Origin of the sequence: Methanobacterium paludis, from assembly GCF_000214725.1 — an archaeon.
Taxonomy (GTDB): domain Archaea; phylum Methanobacteriota; class Methanobacteria; order Methanobacteriales; family Methanobacteriaceae; genus Methanobacterium_C; species Methanobacterium_C paludis.
In genome coordinates, this window is sequence record NC_015574.1 from 577014 (window position 1) to 597039 (window position 20026).

Consider the following 20026-nt stretch of genomic DNA (forward strand, 5'->3'; position numbering starts at 1 on the left):
ATCTTACAAAAACTGATAAATGAGAGTTTAAACCTTTGATACAGTTTTTAATGATAAAATTATTAATTCAAATGGGTGTAATCCATAAATTATAAATATTTTCTAAATAACATTACTTTTATGTCTCCGAACTTGTCTGAAGTTGATGATAATCTTAAAACTCGTATTGAACTTGAGATCAGGGATAAGGATCGTTTGGAAACTTTTGTAGATGGTGTTTTTGCTATTGCAATTACTCTTTTGGTTTTGGAATTTGCAGTTCCGGTGTTACCACATTCTAATGTGGCTATTTTGAATTTTTTGAATGGTTTATGGCCTAAACTTCTAGGATATTTCCTGGCGTTTTTCCTTTTAGGCATATTACTAAATAACCATAGTAGACAGTTTAGAAATGCAGATCATGCTGATCAGAAACTTTGGTGGATTAATTTAGTGTTTTTATCTTTTATTGTACTTGTACCGTTTGTTACATCAATTTGGATTGAATACGGAGATACTACAGTTGGAGTTTTGTGTTTCCACTTTGATATCCTTATTTCAGGCATTATACTGTATTTTAACTGGTCATATCTAAAAAAACATAAATACCTTCTCAGAAAAGATATAACCCCTAGAATTAGTACGATAATTACTTACAGAAATTTATCTATTCCTGTTTCCTCACTTATCGCCATAGGATTCGCTTTTTTCACACCATTTTTAAGTAACGTGGCCTATTTATTAATCCTTATAATTATGTTTATTGCGCCTCGTCTTGTCAAAAGAAGAGTTAATTAATAAAATATTAGTTTAAGCTTGGATTCAAACCTTTGCCTTTTTTTGAGGAGTAAATCAAATCTTTCCTGTTTTATATTTCACTACACGAGTTTCTCTTTTAAAATCACCATTTTATTGCTTCTTATTCATTTAATTAGTTCGATTATTCTGTTAGAAGATTGTTATTAAGACTATTCCAAAGATAACCATGGCAACTCCTATTTAAAGTTATTATTCAAGGAAGTCAAATAAAAACTTAATATTCTTATTTCACATTAAAAAGAAGAAAATTTGGCTACATTAACCAATAAGTGACCCTTTTGGATCGCCATTAAGCATGGATTGTAACAGTTTAGGTAATATTATGTCACATTTATCAGATGATTGGAGAATTCTTTCATCATCAAAACTTTTGATGCGTGCAGAATATTTTTTTCTTAGTTTTTTTACTAAATTTTTATCGGTATCAATAACTACCAATGTTTGATTGGGGTTTTCAGACATGGATCTTGCTATAATTTTGGATATATATGTATCTGATTCAGAAAATGAATATCCTACCACTATAATATAGTTAGAATCCATAATTGTTTGTTGAGCTGAATTCCAAATATCTATCAAATTTGGAAAATTTAAAAATTTAAACGCCATTGGAGGAACTAATAAAGGACGTCTCAATCCACCACAATTTTGACATATACCCATTATAGGAAAACTCATAATATCTTTATCATATATTTCTTTAACTTCAAGTAAGTCAAAGTCTAGAACTTCTTGACAAGATTCACAGTATGACCAATTTATAGAACCATGCATTTTAAGCAATTTAAGTTTTCCAGTGTCGGTTTTTGTCCCTTCAAACTCAATTTCTTTATTTAATAATGCCTCATCCATACAACCATCATAATTAGTAGTTATAATAGAGGTGTTTTCATGATTTTGAACAAAATTTGCAATAGATTCATGTGCAGCATTAGGACTTGCAGAAATCATGGTACTTGTTAAAAGTCCAAATAATATTTGAAGGGTGTCTTGAAGAAAACTTATAGAAGATGCATCCATTTTTGAAATGTTTACTTTTTTAGTATCATAGCACTGTTTCTTTTCTGGAAACAAAAAATATTCTAATAAATTATTAATATCATGATTTTTTGTTGCAAACTCAGAAATATAAGCTGCAGTTAATAAATCTTCTATATTATTAATTTTTGAACTTCTACAATAATCAGTTAATTTGTCTAAATCGTCACGACCAATTTTTTCAGCACCTTTCCATAGCTCTGGAAGTAATTTATTAACTGTTGGGATATTTGATGGTGCAGATGCACCTGCACCCAATAAAAATGTAATATTATCATTTTCATTTAATTTGATATTTAACAATTCTTTATCCATCAAAGGAGAAGATTTAATTATAGTATCCATTTGTAACTGCTCTTCATGTGCAAGACGAATACTTAGATTATTGACTGAACGATGTTGGATATTTCCTGAAGGTCTGCTTGTACTATCCCAAAATTTTAATAATTCTGTAATAATCGGCTCATTGTCGTTTTTTTTAATTAAAAAATCGTAAACATCCATTAAGTTACCCATTTCATTTTCTAAATCTTCAATTATTTTTTTTTGTTTTTCTGATATGTACACCATTTAACCAACATCCATATACTATAGTACCTTTATTCACGTTTTATGAAAAAAGAGGCCAATCCAATATAATAAAATAATAGAAATGGTGTGGATACCTATTTCTTCAAAATAACAATCTCAATTTCCTGATCATGTTTAGGTGCCAGTTCCTTAAGCATCTCTTTTAAATCTATTTCATCAAATAAATCAAGCTCTCCTGTTTTATATTTTACTGCACGAGTTTCTCTTTTAACAGATTCAACCATTTTATCGCCTCTTAATTTAATTCTTCATATGATAAGTTAATAGATTTAATTATTAAACTTTATTATGTTAATTCTGGAAATATTAATAAATATAATCTTTATATAATCCAAATCCTTTGAATAAATCAAATAACACAGATTTAACTATTAAAATTAATAAAATATCTTGAAGGTGTTGAAATTAGATATAATCTTGCTGTTGCACTGATAATCATCGTACTGGTAGTTTCCATAAGCGGATGCACTAATCACACCCAAAACACTGTAAACAACACGAAAACCTTTTCTGAGGAAGGTCTAACCTTCGACTATCATGAAAGCTGGACTTTAAATCAGACCCAGTTTCCTCAAAATGTATCAAACTACAACCTTAAACAGCTTGGAACACTATCGGCACCTCAGGGATTCAACGTGTTCATTGAAAAATCAGCTTCACCATCTTCTTCTTCTGATTACATCCAGAAATTTAAAGATCTAAGTGCAATGGGTATAAACAATATTAACACAACCATAAACTCGGAAAATAACATACAGATCAACAGTTTACATGCTTATGAAATAGTAATGACAGTTAACGACCCTCAATATGACATGCCGCAAAAAGTACTCTGTGTTGTGGTTGAAAAAGGTCAAAATGTGTATATGATACAGTTCATTACGGAAAATGGTTCCTTTGACGAATATCTACCGATATTTAATAATGTAACGTCCACAATAAAATTAGCATAATTATTTCATTTTTTGAATAATATTAACTTAAAAAGGAGATATGAATTTTGGATTCAACAATATTAATTACAATTGGTATAATTGCAGTGGTGATGTTTTTCGTTTCTAGAAAACAATTACGTGAAAAGGAAGTGAAACCTCGAAAATTAATTATAGTTCCTGTGGTCATGCTTTTGGTAACAGCTGGAACCATTTACCAAACAATGTTTTCAGGTATTTTTGGATTTATGCTTGTTTTAGGAGGATTCCTAATTGGAGCTCTTGTAGGCTATTTTATGGGGACACTTTTTAAAATGCGTGTTACAGACGAAGGCGCGGTGATGATGAAAGGTTCCATAATCACAATTTCCGTATGGTTTATCCTTATTGTAGTTAAAATCTACAGTGAATCAGTACTTGGAGGTGGAAACACCCATATTAACAATATAACATCCATGTTCCTGGCCATGACAATGGGAACCATGATTGTAAGACGTTTAGCTATTTATAAGAAGTATACCGAACATAAAACAGCTTGTTAAATATATACTCATTTATTCACCTTTAAATGAGTTTTTGATTTTTTTTATATAAAAACCATATTCGTTCAAGTACCTCATGGATAATTATTTATCTAAAGTTTAAACTATCATTGTTCATGTTTAGAGAAAGTATCTACAAGAGGTACATACCCGCAGCCACGCCTGATGAAGAAAATAACGGTTTTGCTTACTGGTTTATCTTTAATCAGGATAAAATGCTGGTAAAGACTACAAATAACAAGATTAAGATTCCTTATCTAATATCCTTGGAAGACCTGAATTTTTCTCCAGTTAGAACTCAGTATTTTGGTACATTACAGGGACATCCATGTTACTCTGCTGAAGTTGCCCCGCAAACGAATGCCCCTGAAGAAATGATTTTTAGAAACTTAAGGTCCTTGTACGATGATTTAGATGAAGATATATTTCTTCTGGCAGGTAAGGCTTTTCAAATCGTGAACTGGGATAAAACTCATCAGTTTTGCGGTAAATGCGGTGCTCCCACAGAAACTATGGAAAATGAAATGGCCAAAATTTGTCCAGAATGTGGATTTATTAGTTTTACACGCATTTCTCCAGCAGTGATAACTGCTATTATAAAGGACGGCAAAATACTCCTGGCCAAACACTTACGCACCCCTGGAAATATGTACGGTCTTATTGCAGGATTTTTAGAAGCTGGAGAAACCCTGAAAGAAGCAGTAGAAAGGGAAATTATGGAAGAAGTGAGTTTAAAAGTCAAAAATATAGAATATTTTGGAAGTCAGCCATGGCCATTCCCTAATTCCCTCATGGCCGGGTTTACTGCAGAGTATGAAAGCGGTGAGATAAATGTTGACGGGAATGAATTAATAGATGCAGCGTGGTTCGATGCAAATGAACTTCCGGATATACCTTCCAAGATGAGTATTTCCCGGGAACTTATTGATTGGTACATTGAGAATTATTCAAGTTGAAGTGAAAGAGTTAAATAGAATGGATATTAGTCGTTTACGGAACTAAAACGTGAATTAAGATACTTAACTTCCCTCAGATACTTAGCTTCCTCAAATAGTTAAGTTCCCTCAGTGTTCAGCATAGTTTTTAATTTTAATCATTTTTTCTCAATAATATTTTACTTACCATTTTTGCATTTCAATATATGCCCATGTCTCATTTAACTGTTTATTTTTTCCAATTAGTTTTGTTTGATGTTAATAATTAATTAATCAACTGTTTTAATCAGTTTTTTATCTGAACTAGTAATCTATATAAACTAACGAGGATAAATTTTTAAATCACTAAGAACACTAATTAATGAAAACTAATCCTTTTAATTAGTTTTTTTTAACAAATAGAATTTTAATTTTACTAAAAAGTATATACTGCGTAGAGATATGATCTTATAATGATTTCGGAACAATTCATTTTAATTGGTTCTTTTTTGCTTTTTATCAGCATAATAATAAGCAAAACTTCCCACAGGCTTGGAATTCCTTCACTACTCTTCTTCCTTTTAATAGGAATGCTGGCAGGTTCTGAGGGCATAGGTGGGATTTATTTTAACAATCCTATCATTGCACAATTCATTGGAATCATTGCCCTTGTATTTATCCTTTTTTCAGGAGGATTAGATACCAAATGGGGTGATGTGAAACCGGTTCTCTGGAGAGGGGTTATACTTTCCACTGTGGGTGTTTTAATCACAACATTGGCAGTGGGACTTTTTATTAATTGGATTACAGGATTTTCTCTTATTGAATCCTTTTTGATAGGTTCAATTGTTTCCTCTACCGATGCAGCAGCAGTATTTTCTATTTTCCGATCTCAAAAACAGGGATTAAAAAATAATATTGAACCCACACTCGAGCTTGAAAGCGGAACAAACGACCCTATGGCCTACTTCATGACCACCACGTTGATATTTCTTATCCTGAACCCTGCAACATCAGTTTGGTCCATGATCATGTTACTTGTACAATCAATTGGACTTGGGGTTGTTATTGGAGTCGTTTTCGGAAAAGGAATGGTAAAACTCATTAATAATATTAAACTTCATATTGAAGGGCTTTATCCAGTTCTCACCATAGCACTATCCTTCCTGACATTTTCTGTAACTTACTTTGTGGGAGGAAATGGCTTTTTAAGTGTTTACATTGCAGCATTGATACTTGGAAATAGTCATTTTGTTAATAAAAAGGTTCAAATGCAGTTTTACGATGGAATGGCTACGTTAATGCAAATTATAATGTTTTTGACCCTTGGACTTCTTGTGTTCCCATCTCAAATCATTCCAGTAATGGGAATAGGGATTTTAATCTCATTTTTCTTGATCTTGGTTGCCCGGCCCCTTGCAGTCTTTCTATGCCTTTCCCCTTTCAAAGTTGGAATGAAAGATAAAGTTTTCATTTCATGGGTGGGTATTAGAGGTGCGGTACCCATTATCTTTGCAACGTATCCCATAGTAGCAGGAGTTAACGGTGCAAATATGATCTTTAACATAGTTTTCTTCATAACCATGACCTCTGCATTGATACAAGGATCAACCATCAATGTACTTGCCAGATATCTGGGCCTTTCTAAACCCAAAACTGAAAAATAATTTAATTTGTCATAAAAAATTAGTTAAATATGAAAAATCACCAGAACTAGAAATAATATGTTATTTTGGAGTCTTTTTGCATCAAATAAAAAAGTATAGGGTTAATGGGATTTCATTCGATAAATTTCATTTAAAAAGAAAATAAGGGAGAAACATTCCAGAGAAACCTTCCAATTTCTCAACTTTATTTTCCTGTCACATCGCTCTTTTTAACTTCACTATCCATATTATCACTCAAGAACAGTTCTTTAAGGAACAGGCAGATTACAAGTCCTGCAACACTTATCACAAGCCCGGAAAGGAACACGTTGTGAATGGCCAGGCTCATGATTGCAGGTGGAACGTTTTTGGCTGTCTGTATATCCATGTTCACAGAGAGGTTCACAATAACTCCAAAGACTGGTAGGGCGACTGTTGCACCGATATTACGGAAAAATTGCATGGATGCAGTAACAGTTCCAAGGTCTCGTTTTCCAACTGCATTTTGAACTGCAACGTTGAACACAGGGAACATCATACCGGATCCAAGGCCGAGTATGGTGGAGTAGATGAGCAGTTGGGTAATCCCTGTACCTGTGGTCATGGTTGAAAGGAGCCACATACCCAGGGTAATCATCATAAATGCCAGAATTCCCATTTTTTTGTAGGTTCCTGTCCTTGATATGACCTGTCCCACAATAATCGAGGCAATGGTCAGGCTCACAAGCATTGGTGTTACTAACATCCCTGAAACTGCTGCACTCATGCCCTGCACACCCTGAATAAATAGAGGTATGTAGAGAATTCCGCAGAACATCACAGCACTTGCAAGGAACATGGCAATGGATGAAACGTTGAACACTGAACTGTTAAAGAGGTGAAGTGGTAAGATCGGTTCTCTGGCTCTTTTTTCAATGAACAGGAAGGCCACCAGCATAACAGCTGCAACTATAAACAGACCTGCAACGAGGATTGATGAAACTGATGCATTATCTACAAATGTGAGGGCCAGGAAAAGAGAGCTTAAACTGGCTGTAAGACTTATTATTCCGGAGTAATCTATGATTCCTTCTGTTACGACCTCTTTCAAATGTGGGAAGTGTGATCTGAGTATGTATAATGCTGTTAATCCCACTGGAATGTTGATGAAGAAGACCCATGGCCATCCCATGAAATCTGTTATTACCCCACCGAGCACAGGGCCCAGTACACTTGCAAAACCGAATACAGACGAGAGTATTCCCATATATTTTCCCCTCTGTCTTGGGGGGAATATCTCAGCTACCACAATAAATGGGATTGTTAGAAGCACACCACCCCCTATACCTTGCAATCCCCGGAATATTATAAGTTCCAGCATGTTTTGTGAAAATCCACATATAACTGAGCTTACCATGAAAAGGACAAGTCCGATTATTAAAATCTTTTTACGGCCGTAAATATCTGATAATTTTCCTGAAAGTATTATGGCAATGGTTGATGTTAAAAGGTAGATTGTGAACGGCCAGACGTAGTAAGCCATACCTCCAAGACTTGCTATGACCTTTGGCATGGCTGTGCTCATGATGGAGTTGTCCAGTGCAGCTACTAGCATGGTGATCATCAGACCTGCCAGCAGTACCTTGATATTTTTTGGGTTAAATTTTTCAGATTCCATTTTAGACCTCTTCAATTTTTAAAAGTATTTTTTTGATGTTTTCAGTACTTTGATACAATGATTCAAGCTCTTCCTTGCTGAGAGCTGATAAATTCTTTTTAATTATTATTTCAACCTCTTTTTGGGAAGTTGCTATGAAACTTTTTCCCTTGGGGGTTATTTCTATTCTGATTATTCTTCGGTCTTTTTTATCAGGTAAACGTTTTACCATACCTTCTTCTGCTAGTTTATCTATTTGAACCGTCATGTTGGGTTTGGATATGTGTAATTTCTTTCCAATATGTGATATTGGGAGGTCATCGTAGTGTTCCAGTACTCCGAGTATTTGATAGTGGATATTCAATCTCTGTTTAGAAGTAGCTTCTTCTGGTGTTGTTACTTTCTGATAAAAAAGTGGAAGGTACTTCAAAAGATTATCTACCAACTTTTCCATTTGCGTTTCATTCATTAAATTCACCTTTAATAATGTTCAAGAATTTTAGTTCAACTTTAAAATAGTTAAACTTTTTAACTATTTAATAATTTAACTAATTTATATTTAAATCTTTCTCCAAAGAAAAGACCACACAAAACATGATGCAAGAAGATTTACACAAAAACAAAAATAGTAGGAGAAGAATAAACAAAATTAATTCTAACAAGTTGTATAGGTTGATTGGATTCATGATCTTTTAAAGGAGTTGATGCCAATGATAAAAATTCAGGATGCCATGGAAAAAAATGTTATAAAATTCAAATCCACAGACAAGATAATCGATGTTGCACAGAGTTTAAGAGATAATAAGATAAGTGGAGCTCCTATAGTTGATGATGACGGTAAAGTTATTGGAATAGTGAGCGAAGGAGACATAATGAGGCTGATTGAAGTTCACTCTCCTCAGATGAACCTCATATTACCATCACCCCTTGACTGGATCGAGCTACCGCTCCGCATGAAACATGAATATGATGAGATAACAAAAGGGCTTAAAACAGCAGCTAAGGTCCTCATAGGCGAGATAATGACCAAAAAAGTTGTATCAGTCTTACCTGATGCATCAATATCCGATGGTGCAGCGCTCATGGACTCCCATGATATTAAAAGGCTTCCAGTTGTGGATGCAGATAAAAAACTTGTGGGCATAGTTACAAGAGGAGATATCATAGGTGCTATGGTGAGGTTTGGATGAGTAAGACCAAACGAATAGCTATCTATGGAAAGGGGGGAATTGGAAAATCCACCATTGTCTCCAACATAGCAGCAGCATACTCTGAAAACTGCAACGTGCTGGTTATAGGCTGCGACCCCAAGGCGGACACCACTAGAACCCTGGTGGGAAGCAGGATACCAACCATCCTTGAAATTGTGAAGCGTAAAAAAGGGGCATCACCTGATGAAATCCTTTTTAAAGGCTACGGTGGTGTGAGATGCGTGGAAAGTGGGGGCCCGGAACCTGGAGTTGGATGTGCAGGTCGTGGTGTTATAGTGGCCATGAACCTCCTTGAGAAGCTTGAAATATTCTCAGAAGACCTCGACGTTATCATCTATGATGTACTAGGTGATGTGGTCTGTGGAGGATTTGCAGTTCCTCTAAGGGAAGAATTTGCAGATGAAGTTTACATTGTAACATCTGGGGAGTACATGGCATTATACGCGGCTAACAACATCTGTAAAGGTATAAAAAAGCTTAAAAGTCGTTTTGGTGGTGTCATATGCAATCGCAGAGGACTCAAAGATGAAGTAAAAATAGTAGGGGAATTTGCTGAGCGGGTTGGAAGCAAGATCATTGGAGTCATACCAAAAAGCGAGCTGGTCCAGAAGAGTGAGTATGAGGCCAAAACTGTTGTTGAAAAATTTCCTGATTCTAAGCAAACTGAACTCTACAGAAAACTTGCAAAAGCCATATATCTAAATGAAGATTTTGTAGTTCCTGAACCTATGGGTATAGATGAATTTGAAGAGTTTTTCAGGCAATTTTAAGAGTTGATAACCAATAGTTTAGAAAGTTTGATAAAATTCTAAGTTGAGGAGTTTTTCCAATACTCGAGTTTTTCCAAACTCAATGGATTTGATTAATTAACTTTTAACTTTAATTTTTTATTTCTTTAAAATTTTATTTTTCAACTGAAATCGGAAGTGTTAGATTAAAAAATTTCTAGAATATTAGATTAAAAGATCTGCCATATGCTTGATTTAAGCTTAAATATAAAAGAAGATCCAAACTTTTCTCATGGTTTAATGATTTTTTCTTTCAATTAAATGATGGTACTCTTCGTAATGGATCATAATGATCCAATGGGTACATATCTACCCATGATATTGTTAAATTTTTAAGGTTTCTAAATTTTCAGGCTTGAGTTTCAGTTTTTTAAATGAATTGGAGCAGATTTCATCTGGTTTGAGGTCATTAAAGTAAAAAAGATGTGATTGACACTTACAGTCGGAACATCCGAACTTTGGGACACCTTCCCCATTTTTTGAGATTTCCGATGCTATGCTGCACTCCCATCTATCGTCACTAACTGCAAAAACAACGTCAACAACCTCTGCATTTTCATTTTTTAGGAGGTAGTCAACGTGCCAGTGCAGTTTTTTATCATTGCTGAGATGCCTTTTGATGCGGCTTTCAAGGGAGTTGAGTGCAGAACCCACGTAAACGTAGTATCCCTTTTTAAAATTTATAAAACCCTGCTTTCCCACTTTTATTCTAGATTTCTGATTTAAATGGATAACCAGGCAGTATGTGCCCTTTAAAACATCTTTTTTTGGCATGAAATCTCCTGTTTTTTATAATTAAGGCAGAATCAATTAGCATTTTATTTTTGTACATTACTATTTTTTAATTTTTTATACTGCAGCTTTCTATTTAAAAATATTAGAGTTTCCTATTTAAAAATACTAAATTTTTATTTAAAAATAATCTCCTTTTGTGTAATGGTTTATATTTAAAATAACACATCTATTATACAATTACCTTAACCCACATTAAATTAAGATTTAGGGAGGAAAATGTTTTGGAATACACTTTTTTTGCAAAGGGGCATCCGAACGTCACATCGAAGCACAAAACAACCTTTGAGGTGACGAAGGACCTGGATATGGGAATTAGAGCAGACTGCATCATAGGGGTTTCATCCGGAATCAAGATGGACGACTTTCCAGAAGAGATTAAAGAAGTCATAAAAAATGAAAATACAGTTATAAAAATTTTGCTTGAAACTGAAAATGCAGCCGATGAAATAACAGGATACGGGCATCCCGAACTTACACTTGATCATCCCACAGACATGGTCTGCAGGAAAAGCGAGTTCAAATGCAACAGGACTTTGATGATAAAGGCGGATAAAGCAGCATGCGACCTTAAAAAAGATTTAATAAATGATTTAAGCAAGGGTAAATCACTGAAAGTTGTGATAAAGGTTGGTTGATTGTGTTGTGATTTGATTGATTGTGTTATGTGATAATTGGAATATAAAGAAGATGTGTCTGAATGTTTGAAAATCGTAAGTTAAAAAAAATTAAAAAACTCAATAAAAAGGCAGCTAAGCCTGAATTCAAATCAGATGAAATTTTAAAATCTCTTAAACTGCATGAAAACGATAGGATTGCAGATATTGGCTGTGGTGGGGGCTATTTCACCTTCAAGTTTTCAAAGAACGTTGGAAAAAATGGAATAGTGTACGCAGTTGACATGGAACTAGAATGTCTCGATTACGTGAAGGATGAAGCTCAAAAACAGGGCATAAAAAATATAGAAACAGTTCTGGCAGAAGATGGCAGTCTTGAACTTGAAAATGGTTTGAGCCTTGTTTTTTTAAGGAACGTCTTCCACCACATTGAGGATCCTGTAAACTACTTTAAACATTTAAAACAGTTTTTAGCTCCTGATGGAAGAATTGTTATTATAGACTACAAGAAAACTAAAAAAATCAACTTTGTGAACCTTTTTGGTCACTACACTCCTGAAGATGAGATTCTAAGTGTCATGGAAAATAGTGGGTATCTTCTTTCAGAAAAATTCAATTTTTTATCCTCTCAATCGTTTATCCTCTTCAAAAACGAGTAAAAGGATAAAATTCATTTTTAATTCTCTTTTAATCTTTTTTATTTAAAGTTCTAAAAGACTATAATTTTTGACGTTTCAAAATCATTAAAAAAAGATCTGTTCATCAAATAATCCAAATTTTGAGGATGTTAAAAGTAGAAGTTAACTGTTAAGTGCAGGGGACGGGAATCGAACCCGCGAAGGGACTACCCCACTAGGCCCTCAACCTAGCGCCTTTGACCGCTCGACCACCCCTGCGTGATCAGATGTTTCTCACTACATGTGAGCATACCAACATTTTTATCTCTCAGTATTTAAATGTTTTCCTTGGATTTTAGGGTTTAATATTAACTTAATAAAGATGGAATACAAAATAGGAACCACTTAAACCTATATTCATGGAAAAATAGATATAAGAATGATTTTATGCAAGCTGTAAAAGAATCTGGAGAGGGAATACTCGTTGATATAGAGGTATCTCCAAAATCTGGAAAATTTGAAATAGCAGGCTACAATGAGTGGAGAGAGGCCATTGAAGTTAAAATAAAGGCTGTTCCCCAGAAGGGCAAGGCAAACAAGGAAATAATAAAAGAATTTTCCAAGCTCACCAAAAACCCCGTTGAAATTATATCTGGACATAAAAGCCACCGTAAAACCATAAAAATTTATAATATGGCTAAAACTGAGTTTTTAAAAATTTTAGATTCTTATTTCTAAAATTAAGTAAAACTACTTAATTTATAACCCCTTATTAACCCAATTTTTTTAGATATTATTTTCAAAATTAGATGTAAACTACAAACAATACCGAGGATTATAAAATTAATTTTTTAGATCGTGCCATTTTAACTATTATCGCCAGAGATATAACTTCACTTGCCACAAGTAAAGTTAAAAAAATTACTACAGCTTTGATAACCCCAGTTTTACCGGTTATTAAAATCACTATTAAAAAGATAATCACAGAAAATATGAACGCTCCGACCATAAAAGCTGCTACGAGTGTATTATTTAGACTCATACTCTTTTTTTAACACCGGACTTACCAATTTTTAAATTTAACTTATCCTATTGATTGATATCTCGTTAATTAGACTAAATTATTCATATTTACCAATTTTTGTTGCCACAAATATGAATATCAATAAGAATACCACGACCGCGCTAATAAACCCATAGGTGTTGCCTGCTATCATACCTACAATAACATAGGCAAGCACAGCAAATACGAATGCTCCTGCAACTACAGCTACTATAATTTCGTTGCCAATTTTGCCTCCATCGTCTTGGATTATCATAGGTATTATTTTTAACTTTCTGGCCTAAATTTTTTTCCATAGCTAATTGTAAATGGCCCAAATTTTCAGCATAACTTGAATTAGGAACCTTAAAAAGCTAATTAAAACACAATGAGTTATTACATCTTAAATAGAAAAATTCTAAATATTTTAAATGGAAAAAACTCTAAAATATTCGAAAATAAGAAGGTAAAAAAGAGAAGAAAGTCCCCTCTTCACAGATAATATTCTTTTTTTATCCTTTAAAGGGAAATACCATTATTTTTATTCGTTAAAAAAAAGATGGAAGAAATGTTTTTAATTTCTATTTTATCTATCCTTTTAAAAACTTTAAAAACATGGAAGGGTTTGCCTTGTACCAGTTGATGGTTTCGCGTAATGCGTCTTTAAATTCCCATTCAGGTTTCCATCCAAGCCCATTTAGTTTGGTTGAATCTAGAGAGTACCTTCTGTCGTGTCCCAGACGGTCGTCAACAAATTTTATTAAACTTTCAGGCTTTCCGAGAATGTCAAGTATCATATGGGTTATTTCGAGGTTGGTTTTCTCGTTTCCACCGCCTATGTTGTAGACTTCCCCTAATTTTCCCTTCGTCAATGCGGTGTATATTCCCCGACAGTTGTCAGGGGCATATATCCAGTCCCGGACGTTCTGCCCGTCACCATAGACCGGAAGAGGTTTATTCTCCATGGCATTCATTATAAATAGAGGTATAAGCTTTTCAGGATATTGGTACGGTCCGAAGTTGTTACTGCTCCTTGTTATAAGAGTAGGGGTGCTGTATGTTTTGTAATATGCACTTACAAGCACATCAGCCCCGGCTTTACTTGCAGAGTACGGGCTTGATGGGTCTATGTTGCTTTTTTCGGTGAAAGAACCGTTATCTATGCTTCCGTACACTTCATCTGTTGATATTTGAAGGTACCTTTCCACATCGTACTTTCTAACATGTTCAAGAAGATTGTAAGTTCCTAAAACATCTGTTTTAACGAACACCCCTGGATCCTCTATGGATCTGTCGACATGGGTCTCTGCTGCGAAGTTCACAACCATATCGCAGTCTTTCATTGCGGTTTTAACAGCTTCAGGGTCTTTTATATCTCCTTTAACAAATTCGATTTTATATTTGATATCCTTGAGATAATCGAGATTGGCGGCGTAGGTGAGCTTGTCCAGGACAACGAGTTCATGGTCATATTTTTCGATCATGTGGTGGACGAAGTTGCATCCTATAAAGCCAGCCCCTCCTGTTATGAGCATTTTCATCTAAATCACACCGTTTAATTTGATATGTTTTAATTGGTTTAATAAAAATCTTTAATTGGGTTATTTGCAATTTTTAAGTTGGTTATTTGCCAGTGGTAAGTATAATAATGTAAAAAAATTCAGATTTTATCCGTGTTTTTTACCTTCAAGTATCCAGTCGTATGGAATTTCGTCCGTGTCTGGAGGTAACCTGTATTCGTCGGGTTCATTGTAGTTGTAACTATGGGTTGGAACACTCACGAAGTAAGCTGTTTCTGTTCCAACAGCTTTAAATCCATGGTATACGTATGTTGGGACACTTATGAGCATTGGATTTTTATCTCCAACAAAAAATTCGTTTATTTCACCGTATGTAGATGAATCTTTCCTTGAATCATAAAGTGCAACCTTCATCATGCCGTGTACGCATGTGAAATTGTCAGTCTGCTTTTTATGAAGATGCCATCCTTTAACAACTCCAGGATAAGCTGTGGTCATGTAAACCTGGCCGAATTTTTCGAATATGTCATCATCAGATCTTAATATTTCCATAAGCCATCCCCTCTCATCGGGAACAACTTTCAAATTTTTTATTTTAACGCCTTCTATCATAAAAACACCTTTTTATATTCAAAAAAACCTTTTTTATACTCTCAAAACTTTTATATATTCTATTCTTATTAACCATTACCATGAAACGTCTTTTTATAACAGGTGGAAGTGGACTTTTAGGATCCAAATTCAAGTACATTGCAGGAAGTAAATACGAAATAGTAACAACTCACCATAAAAATCCCGGTGAAAACTCTGTTTTGTTTGATATAACCGATGAAAATGATGTTATGAATAAAATAACTTCCCTAAATCCAGATGCGGTGATACATGCTGCAGCACTCACCAACGTTGACTACTGTGAAGACCACCCTAAAGAAGCATGGAATGTAAATGCAAAGGGAACTGATAACATAGCAAAGGCATGTGAAAAAACAGGCAGCAAACTCACATATGTTTCCACGGACTTTGTTTTTGATGGTGAAAGAGGAATGTACAGCGAGGAAGATAAAACAAATCCTCTTGGCTACTACGCATCAACAAAGCTTGAAGGTGAGGAATTTATCAGACAGTATGATGATTTAAATTATGCAATTGCTCGTGTGAGTGTTTTATACGGCTGGCATACTCGTATGAACTTTGTAACGTGGGTTATAGATGAGCTTAAAAATGGGAATGAGATAAACATCGTAACAGACCAGTACAACTCTCCAACACTTGCAGATAACGCTGCAGAAGCAATGATTAAGATATTTGAGAAGGATAAAACTGGAATATACCATACGGTTGGAGATGAAAGGATCAACAGGTTCGATTTTGCACGAAACATTGCAGAGGTGTTTGACCTTGATTCCAGCCTTATAAATCCAACAAAAAGTACAAATTTCGTTCAAAAGGCTAAAAGGCCTAAAGATTCATCATTAAATGTTGAAAAAGTCCAGAGAGATCTGGGAATAAAAATGTTGAACACAACTGAAGGATTGAACTATATGAAGAAGGTGATGCAATGAAAGGATTAATTTTATCAGGTGGCCATGGAACCAGGTTAAGGCCACTCACACACACAGGCCCTAAACAGCTTATACCAATAGCAAACAAGCCTGTTTTATTTTATGCCATAGAAGATCTAAGAGATGCAGGTGTAACAGATATAGGACTTATTTTAGGAACCAATATGCCTGAAAAGTTGAAGGATGCTGTAGGAGACGGCTCAAAATTTGGTGTTAACATAACCTACATCATGCAGGGAGAGCCCAGGGGACTTGCACATGCAGTTGCAGTTGCAGAAGATTTTATAGGTGAAGACTCCTTTATCATGTACCTTGGAGACAACATACTCAAATCCGGTATAACTGAATTTGTTGAGGGCTTTGAAGAGTCCAACTACGAAGCAAGGATACTTTTACAGAAAGTGGAAAATCCAAGGCAGTTCGGAGTAGCTGAGCTCAACGGAAACGGTGAAGTTACACACCTTGTTGAAAAACCTGAGGAACCTAAAAGCGACCTTGCACTCGTGGGTATTTACCTCTTCAAAAAATCCATATTTGACTCCATAAGAAGTATAAAACCCTCATGGAGGGGTGAACTTGAAATCACAGATGCAATCCAGAAACTCCTGGATTCTGAGAGTAAAGTGGACTCCCACATAGTTGAGGGATGGTGGAAGGATACAGGTAAACCTGAGGATGTTTTAGAAGCAAACAACCTTATTTTAGATGCCCTAAAAACATGTAATAATGGTGAGATTGAGAAGGGTGCAAAGGTACGTGGAAGAGTTTCAATTGGAAAGGGAACTGTTATACGTAAAGGAAGTGTTATAAGAGGTCCTGTGATTATTGGGGAAAACTGTGAAATTGATGCTTACGTTGGACCGTACACTGCAGTGGGTGACAACACAAAGATAACAGGCGGTGAGATAGAGGCTTCAATAATAGTTGGAGATTCTATCATTGCATGTGATGAACGGATAGTTGAAAGCCTGATTGGAAACCATTCCAGAATCGTTTCATCAAACGACCGTTTACCTAAGGGCCGTAGGTTCGTTATTGGGGAAAATTCCTTGGTGAACCTCTGATAAAAATAAACTGGATAACAGATAAATTAAAAACAGGATTTAAGAGTTGAGAATAGATAACAATTAAATAATTTAATATTAAAATAATCTAATAATAATTAATGCTCAGCTATTAATATAACTTAAATTAACTTATACAAGCAAAACTCTAACTTGAATAAAGAGAGAAAAAAATAAGCAATCAAACTAATTGATAAATTATAAAGAATGGATTTACGTAGGTGAATACATGAAAGCCATAATACCAGCTGCAGGACTTGGAACAAGATTTTTACCAGCTACAAAAGCACAACCAAAAGAAATGCTTCCAGTTTTTAACAAGCCAACCATACAATACGTTGTTGAGGAGGCAGTTGCCTCTGGAATTGATGATATCCTCATAATAACAGGTAAGGGAAAAAGATCAATAGAAGACCACTTTGACAGGTCATTTGAACTGGAATACTTCCTCAAAAACTGCGGGAAAATTGATAACCTCGAGGAAATAGAGGCAATATCTGAAATGGCAGACATCTATTATGTACGCCAGAAAAAACAGAAAGGACTTGGAGATGCTATTTTATGTGCCAAAAAACACATAGACGGTGATCCATTTGCAGTTCTCCTTGGAGATACCATAACTCAGTCAAATGTTCCCTGTACAAAGCAGCTCATGAACATCTTTGATAAATATAACTCATCCACAATAGCCATAGAAAGGCTTCCTGATGAGAAAGTTGAAAGATATGGAATAATAAAAGGAAATGAAGTAGAGGATTCTCTTTACAGGATAGAAGACCTTGTTGAAAAACCAAAACTACATGAGGCACCTTCAAATCTGGGAATTACCGGTCGTTACATACTGGTTCCTGAGATATTCGACCACATTGAAAACCTTACTCCTGGAGTTGGGGGCGAAATTCAACTTACAGACGCCATGAGGTCCCTTGATGAGGTTTACGGCCATGTATTTGACGGGACGATCTATGACATAGGAAACACAGTGGAATGGCTTAAAAGTTCCATTGAGATGGCACTTAAACACGATGATGTAAAGGATGATTTAAGGAAATATCTCGCAGAAATCCTTAAAAAACCTTAAATCTTTTTTTTATATTAAGTTGAGTATGTTTTACAGGTTGAGCCTATTCTACAAGTTGAACCTATTATTTACAGGGTTGAACCTGTTATCCAAATTTCTTTTAGGATTAATTTTATTCATTTTAAATCTATTTTTAAAGATTAATAAGGTCATTTTTCATGAAATAGAGATTTTTATGATACTATCTTTTTCATGAAATTATGAAATAAATTAGGATAACATGAAAATAACCAAAATTGACTAAATAAAGTTTTTTGAGATTGGTAAATTGATTCAATGGATAAATTGATAAAGATAATTTGAGATGATAAATTGAATAGAATTAATTTAAAATAAAAAGAATAAGTAGAATTTAACCTACTAAAATTTAATAAACAAAACTCTTACAACTTTTTATGCCAGTTCCAGGCAGTTTCTATGATCTTGGACAGATCAGCATATTTTGGTTCCCATTTTAATATTTTACGGGCTTTATCTGAGCTTCCCACAAGAACAGGAGGATCTCCAGGCCTTCTATCATCTTCAACTGCTTTTATATTTTTACCTGTGATTTCATGGGCAGTTTCTATAACCTCTTTTACAGAAAATCCGTTACCATTTCCAAGGTTGAAAAAGTCACTCTTTCCACCATTTTTAAGGTATTCAAGGGCTTTTATATGGGCATCTGCCAGGTCTGTGACGTGGATGTAATCACGGATGCATGTGCCATCAGGAGTGTCGTAATCTGTTCCAAATATTTTTATATCTTCCCTTTTGCCAGATGCAGCATCCAGTATCAACGGTATTAAATGGGTCTCAGGCTCGTGCATTTCCCCAATTTCACCTTCAGGATCGGCCCCTGCAGCGTTGAAATATCGAAGTGCAGCATATTTGAATCCGTATGCTCTACTGTAATCATCTAAAACGGTTTCAACCATTAATTTCCCCTTTCCATAGGGATTTATTGGATTTTGCGGATGATTTTCAGTTATTGGGATTTCTACAGGATTTCCATAGGTTGCACAGGTTGATGAGAACACAAATTTTTTCACATCAAACTCCAACATCACCTGAAGCAGATTCAATGTGTTTCTGACGTTGTTCAGGTAGTATTTCTGCGGGTTTTCAACAGATTCTCCCACGTAGGTGAAGGCTGCAAAGTGCATAACAGCATCTATAGGGTATTTTCTGAATACCTGCCATAGGTCATCTATGTTTCCAAGGTCTCCCTGTTCAAAGTTTCCCCATTTCACGAAATCTTCATGTCCGTAACTTAAATTATCAAAAACAACAGTTTCATATCCTCTTTTGTTGAGTTCTTTATTGATGTGCGAGCCTATGTAACCTGCACCGCCTACTATAAGAATCATGTCTTTATCACTCCTAATAATTGTAGTTTGAATTTAATTGTTTTATAATTTTAATCCAATATTAAAGTCCGGATTAAACCATGAAAATTCTATTTTGACAACTTTACATTACAATCTCATTTTTTCATTAAAAAAAATCCTTTTTTGTTAATGAGATGTTAAAAACAGATACTGAATTTGGTTTTGTGATATTTAAATAACTAACTTATTTTCTTACTAATTTTAATACGTATTAAACTATAATTGCCCCACATATTAATTTGATAATAAATAATTATATTATTTG

The 20026-nt window shown here is 34.6% G+C and carries 24 protein-coding genes and 1 tRNA gene; 13 read left to right on the forward strand and 12 right to left on the reverse strand.

All coding sequences use genetic code 11. The annotated features are described in order from the left end of the window. Positions 1-89: 89 nt before the first annotated feature. The gene (locus MSWAN_RS13000; RefSeq protein WP_227717024.1) at positions 90-359 is read right to left on the reverse strand and encodes a hypothetical protein; all 270 of its coding nucleotides are present in this window, start codon (positions 357-359) and stop codon (positions 90-92) included. Here MSWAN_RS13000 and MSWAN_RS13175 point away from each other — a divergent pair. After that, a complete protein-coding gene (locus MSWAN_RS13175) occupies positions 247-777 on the forward strand; it encodes a TMEM175 family protein (RefSeq protein WP_227717004.1) in 531 nt (176 codons plus the stop codon). The genes MSWAN_RS13000 and MSWAN_RS13175 overlap by 113 nt on opposite strands. A gap of 279 nt (positions 778-1056) precedes the next feature. Here MSWAN_RS13175 and MSWAN_RS02670 read toward each other — a convergent pair whose 3' ends face one another. Both MSWAN_RS02670 and MSWAN_RS12690 read right to left on the reverse strand, forming a co-directional pair. Further along, positions 1057-2406, reverse strand: a complete 1350-nt coding sequence (locus MSWAN_RS02670; protein WP_013825074.1) for an SIR2 family NAD-dependent protein deacylase — start codon at positions 2404-2406, stop codon at positions 1057-1059. Positions 2407-2501: 95 nt separating this feature from the next. Next, entirely contained in the window at positions 2502-2651 is a 150-nt protein-coding gene (locus MSWAN_RS12690) for a hypothetical protein (protein WP_013825075.1), read from the reverse strand. A gap of 231 nt (positions 2652-2882) precedes the next feature. Here MSWAN_RS12690 and MSWAN_RS13180 point away from each other — a divergent pair, with 231 nt between their 5' ends. The 4 genes from MSWAN_RS13180 (at position 2883) to MSWAN_RS02690 (ending at position 6482) form a co-directional block, all read left to right on the forward strand. Next, entirely contained in the window at positions 2883-3380 is a 498-nt protein-coding gene (locus MSWAN_RS13180) for a PsbP-related protein (protein ID WP_394295799.1), read from the forward strand. Positions 3381-3427: 47 nt separating this feature from the next. After that, on the forward strand, positions 3428-3901 hold the full coding sequence (locus MSWAN_RS02680; RefSeq protein WP_013825077.1) for a CcdC protein domain-containing protein: 474 nt from the start codon (positions 3428-3430) through the stop codon (positions 3899-3901). Positions 3902-4017: 116 nt separating this feature from the next. Further along, complete coding sequence (gene nudC / locus MSWAN_RS02685) at positions 4018-4857, forward strand: NAD(+) diphosphatase (RefSeq protein WP_013825078.1); 840 nt, start codon at positions 4018-4020, stop codon at positions 4855-4857. A 431-nt stretch (positions 4858-5288) separates the two neighbouring features. Then, positions 5289-6482 carry a potassium/proton antiporter gene (locus tag MSWAN_RS02690; RefSeq protein ID WP_013825079.1) on the forward strand — a complete coding sequence of 398 codons (1194 nt, stop codon included), beginning with the start codon at positions 5289-5291 and terminating at the stop codon, positions 6480-6482. A 184-nt stretch (positions 6483-6666) separates the two neighbouring features. Here the strand turns inward: MSWAN_RS02690 and MSWAN_RS02695 are convergent, their stop codons facing one another. Both MSWAN_RS02695 and MSWAN_RS02700 read right to left on the reverse strand, forming a co-directional pair. Beyond that, complete coding sequence (locus MSWAN_RS02695) at positions 6667-8118, reverse strand: MDR family MFS transporter (protein ID WP_013825080.1); 1452 nt, start codon at positions 8116-8118, stop codon at positions 6667-6669. A 1-nt stretch (position 8119) separates the two neighbouring features. Continuing rightward, positions 8120-8566: a MarR family winged helix-turn-helix transcriptional regulator gene (locus MSWAN_RS02700; RefSeq protein WP_013825081.1), complete on the reverse strand. Its 447-nt coding sequence runs from the start codon at positions 8564-8566 to the stop codon at positions 8120-8122. Positions 8567-8807: 241 nt separating this feature from the next. Between MSWAN_RS02700 and MSWAN_RS02705 the strand changes: the two genes are divergently transcribed. Beyond that, positions 8808-9287 carry a CBS domain-containing protein gene (locus MSWAN_RS02705; RefSeq protein ID WP_013825082.1) on the forward strand — a complete coding sequence of 160 codons (480 nt, stop codon included), beginning with the start codon at positions 8808-8810 and terminating at the stop codon, positions 9285-9287. Then, the gene (cfbC, locus tag MSWAN_RS02710; RefSeq protein WP_013825083.1) at positions 9284-10078 is read left to right on the forward strand and encodes a Ni-sirohydrochlorin a,c-diamide reductive cyclase ATP-dependent reductase subunit; all 795 of its coding nucleotides are present in this window, start codon (positions 9284-9286) and stop codon (positions 10076-10078) included. The genes MSWAN_RS02705 and cfbC overlap by 4 nt, the downstream gene beginning before the upstream one ends. A 342-nt stretch (positions 10079-10420) precedes the next feature. Here cfbC and MSWAN_RS02715 read toward each other — a convergent pair whose 3' ends face one another. Continuing rightward, a complete protein-coding gene (locus tag MSWAN_RS02715; RefSeq protein ID WP_013825084.1) occupies positions 10421-10870 on the reverse strand; it encodes a GIY-YIG nuclease family protein in 450 nt (149 codons plus the stop codon). 242 nt (positions 10871-11112) lie between these two features. On the opposite strand from MSWAN_RS02715, the gene MSWAN_RS02720 reads away from it, so the two are divergent. Both MSWAN_RS02720 and MSWAN_RS02725 read left to right on the forward strand, forming a co-directional pair. Next, positions 11113-11526 (forward strand): DUF371 domain-containing protein, encoded by a 414-nt coding sequence (locus MSWAN_RS02720; RefSeq protein WP_013825085.1) that lies wholly within the window; start codon positions 11113-11115, stop codon positions 11524-11526. A gap of 62 nt (positions 11527-11588) precedes the next feature. Continuing rightward, positions 11589-12164, forward strand: coding sequence for a class I SAM-dependent methyltransferase (locus MSWAN_RS02725; protein WP_013825086.1), 576 nt, complete (start codon positions 11589-11591; stop codon positions 12162-12164). Between the two features lie 153 nt (positions 12165-12317). Here the strand turns inward: MSWAN_RS02725 and MSWAN_RS02730 are convergent. Continuing rightward, positions 12318-12401: transfer RNA gene (locus MSWAN_RS02730), tRNA-Leu, on the reverse strand. A 168-nt stretch (positions 12402-12569) separates the two neighbouring features. On the opposite strand from MSWAN_RS02730, the gene MSWAN_RS02735 reads away from it, so the two are divergent. Further along, on the forward strand, positions 12570-12860 hold the full coding sequence (locus MSWAN_RS02735) for a DUF167 family protein (protein ID WP_013825087.1): 291 nt from the start codon (positions 12570-12572) through the stop codon (positions 12858-12860). Positions 12861-12957: 97 nt separating this feature from the next. Here the strand turns inward: MSWAN_RS02735 and MSWAN_RS02740 are convergent, their stop codons facing one another. The 4 genes from MSWAN_RS02740 to MSWAN_RS02755 form a co-directional block, all read right to left on the reverse strand. Further along, positions 12958-13164, reverse strand: coding sequence for a hypothetical protein (locus MSWAN_RS02740; RefSeq protein WP_048187850.1), 207 nt, complete (start codon positions 13162-13164; stop codon positions 12958-12960). A 79-nt stretch (positions 13165-13243) separates the two neighbouring features. Continuing rightward, a complete protein-coding gene (locus MSWAN_RS02745; protein WP_013825089.1) occupies positions 13244-13441 on the reverse strand; it encodes a hypothetical protein in 198 nt (65 codons plus the stop codon). Positions 13442-13754: 313 nt separating this feature from the next. Beyond that, positions 13755-14705, reverse strand: coding sequence for a dTDP-glucose 4,6-dehydratase (rfbB, locus tag MSWAN_RS02750; RefSeq protein ID WP_013825090.1), 951 nt, complete (start codon positions 14703-14705; stop codon positions 13755-13757). Between the two features lie 126 nt (positions 14706-14831). Further along, positions 14832-15296: a dTDP-4-dehydrorhamnose 3,5-epimerase family protein gene (locus MSWAN_RS02755; protein ID WP_013825091.1), complete on the reverse strand. Its 465-nt coding sequence runs from the start codon at positions 15294-15296 to the stop codon at positions 14832-14834. A gap of 80 nt (positions 15297-15376) precedes the next feature. Between MSWAN_RS02755 and rfbD the strand changes: the two genes are divergently transcribed. From rfbD to galU, 3 genes are all read left to right on the forward strand, one after another. Further along, positions 15377-16246, forward strand: coding sequence for a dTDP-4-dehydrorhamnose reductase (gene rfbD / locus MSWAN_RS02760; RefSeq protein WP_013825092.1), 870 nt, complete (start codon positions 15377-15379; stop codon positions 16244-16246). After that, positions 16243-17310 carry a glucose-1-phosphate thymidylyltransferase gene (locus MSWAN_RS02765; protein ID WP_013825093.1) on the forward strand — a complete coding sequence of 356 codons (1068 nt, stop codon included), beginning with the start codon at positions 16243-16245 and terminating at the stop codon, positions 17308-17310. The genes rfbD and MSWAN_RS02765 overlap by 4 nt, the downstream gene beginning before the upstream one ends. A gap of 229 nt (positions 17311-17539) precedes the next feature. Continuing rightward, entirely contained in the window at positions 17540-18391 is an 852-nt protein-coding gene (gene galU, locus MSWAN_RS02770; RefSeq protein ID WP_013825094.1) for a UTP--glucose-1-phosphate uridylyltransferase GalU, read from the forward strand. 383 nt (positions 18392-18774) lie between these two features. On the opposite strand, the gene galE is transcribed toward galU, so the two are convergent. Next, positions 18775-19740, reverse strand: coding sequence for a UDP-glucose 4-epimerase GalE (gene galE / locus MSWAN_RS02775; RefSeq protein ID WP_013825095.1), 966 nt, complete (start codon positions 19738-19740; stop codon positions 18775-18777). Between the last annotated feature and the right edge of the window lie 286 nt (positions 19741-20026).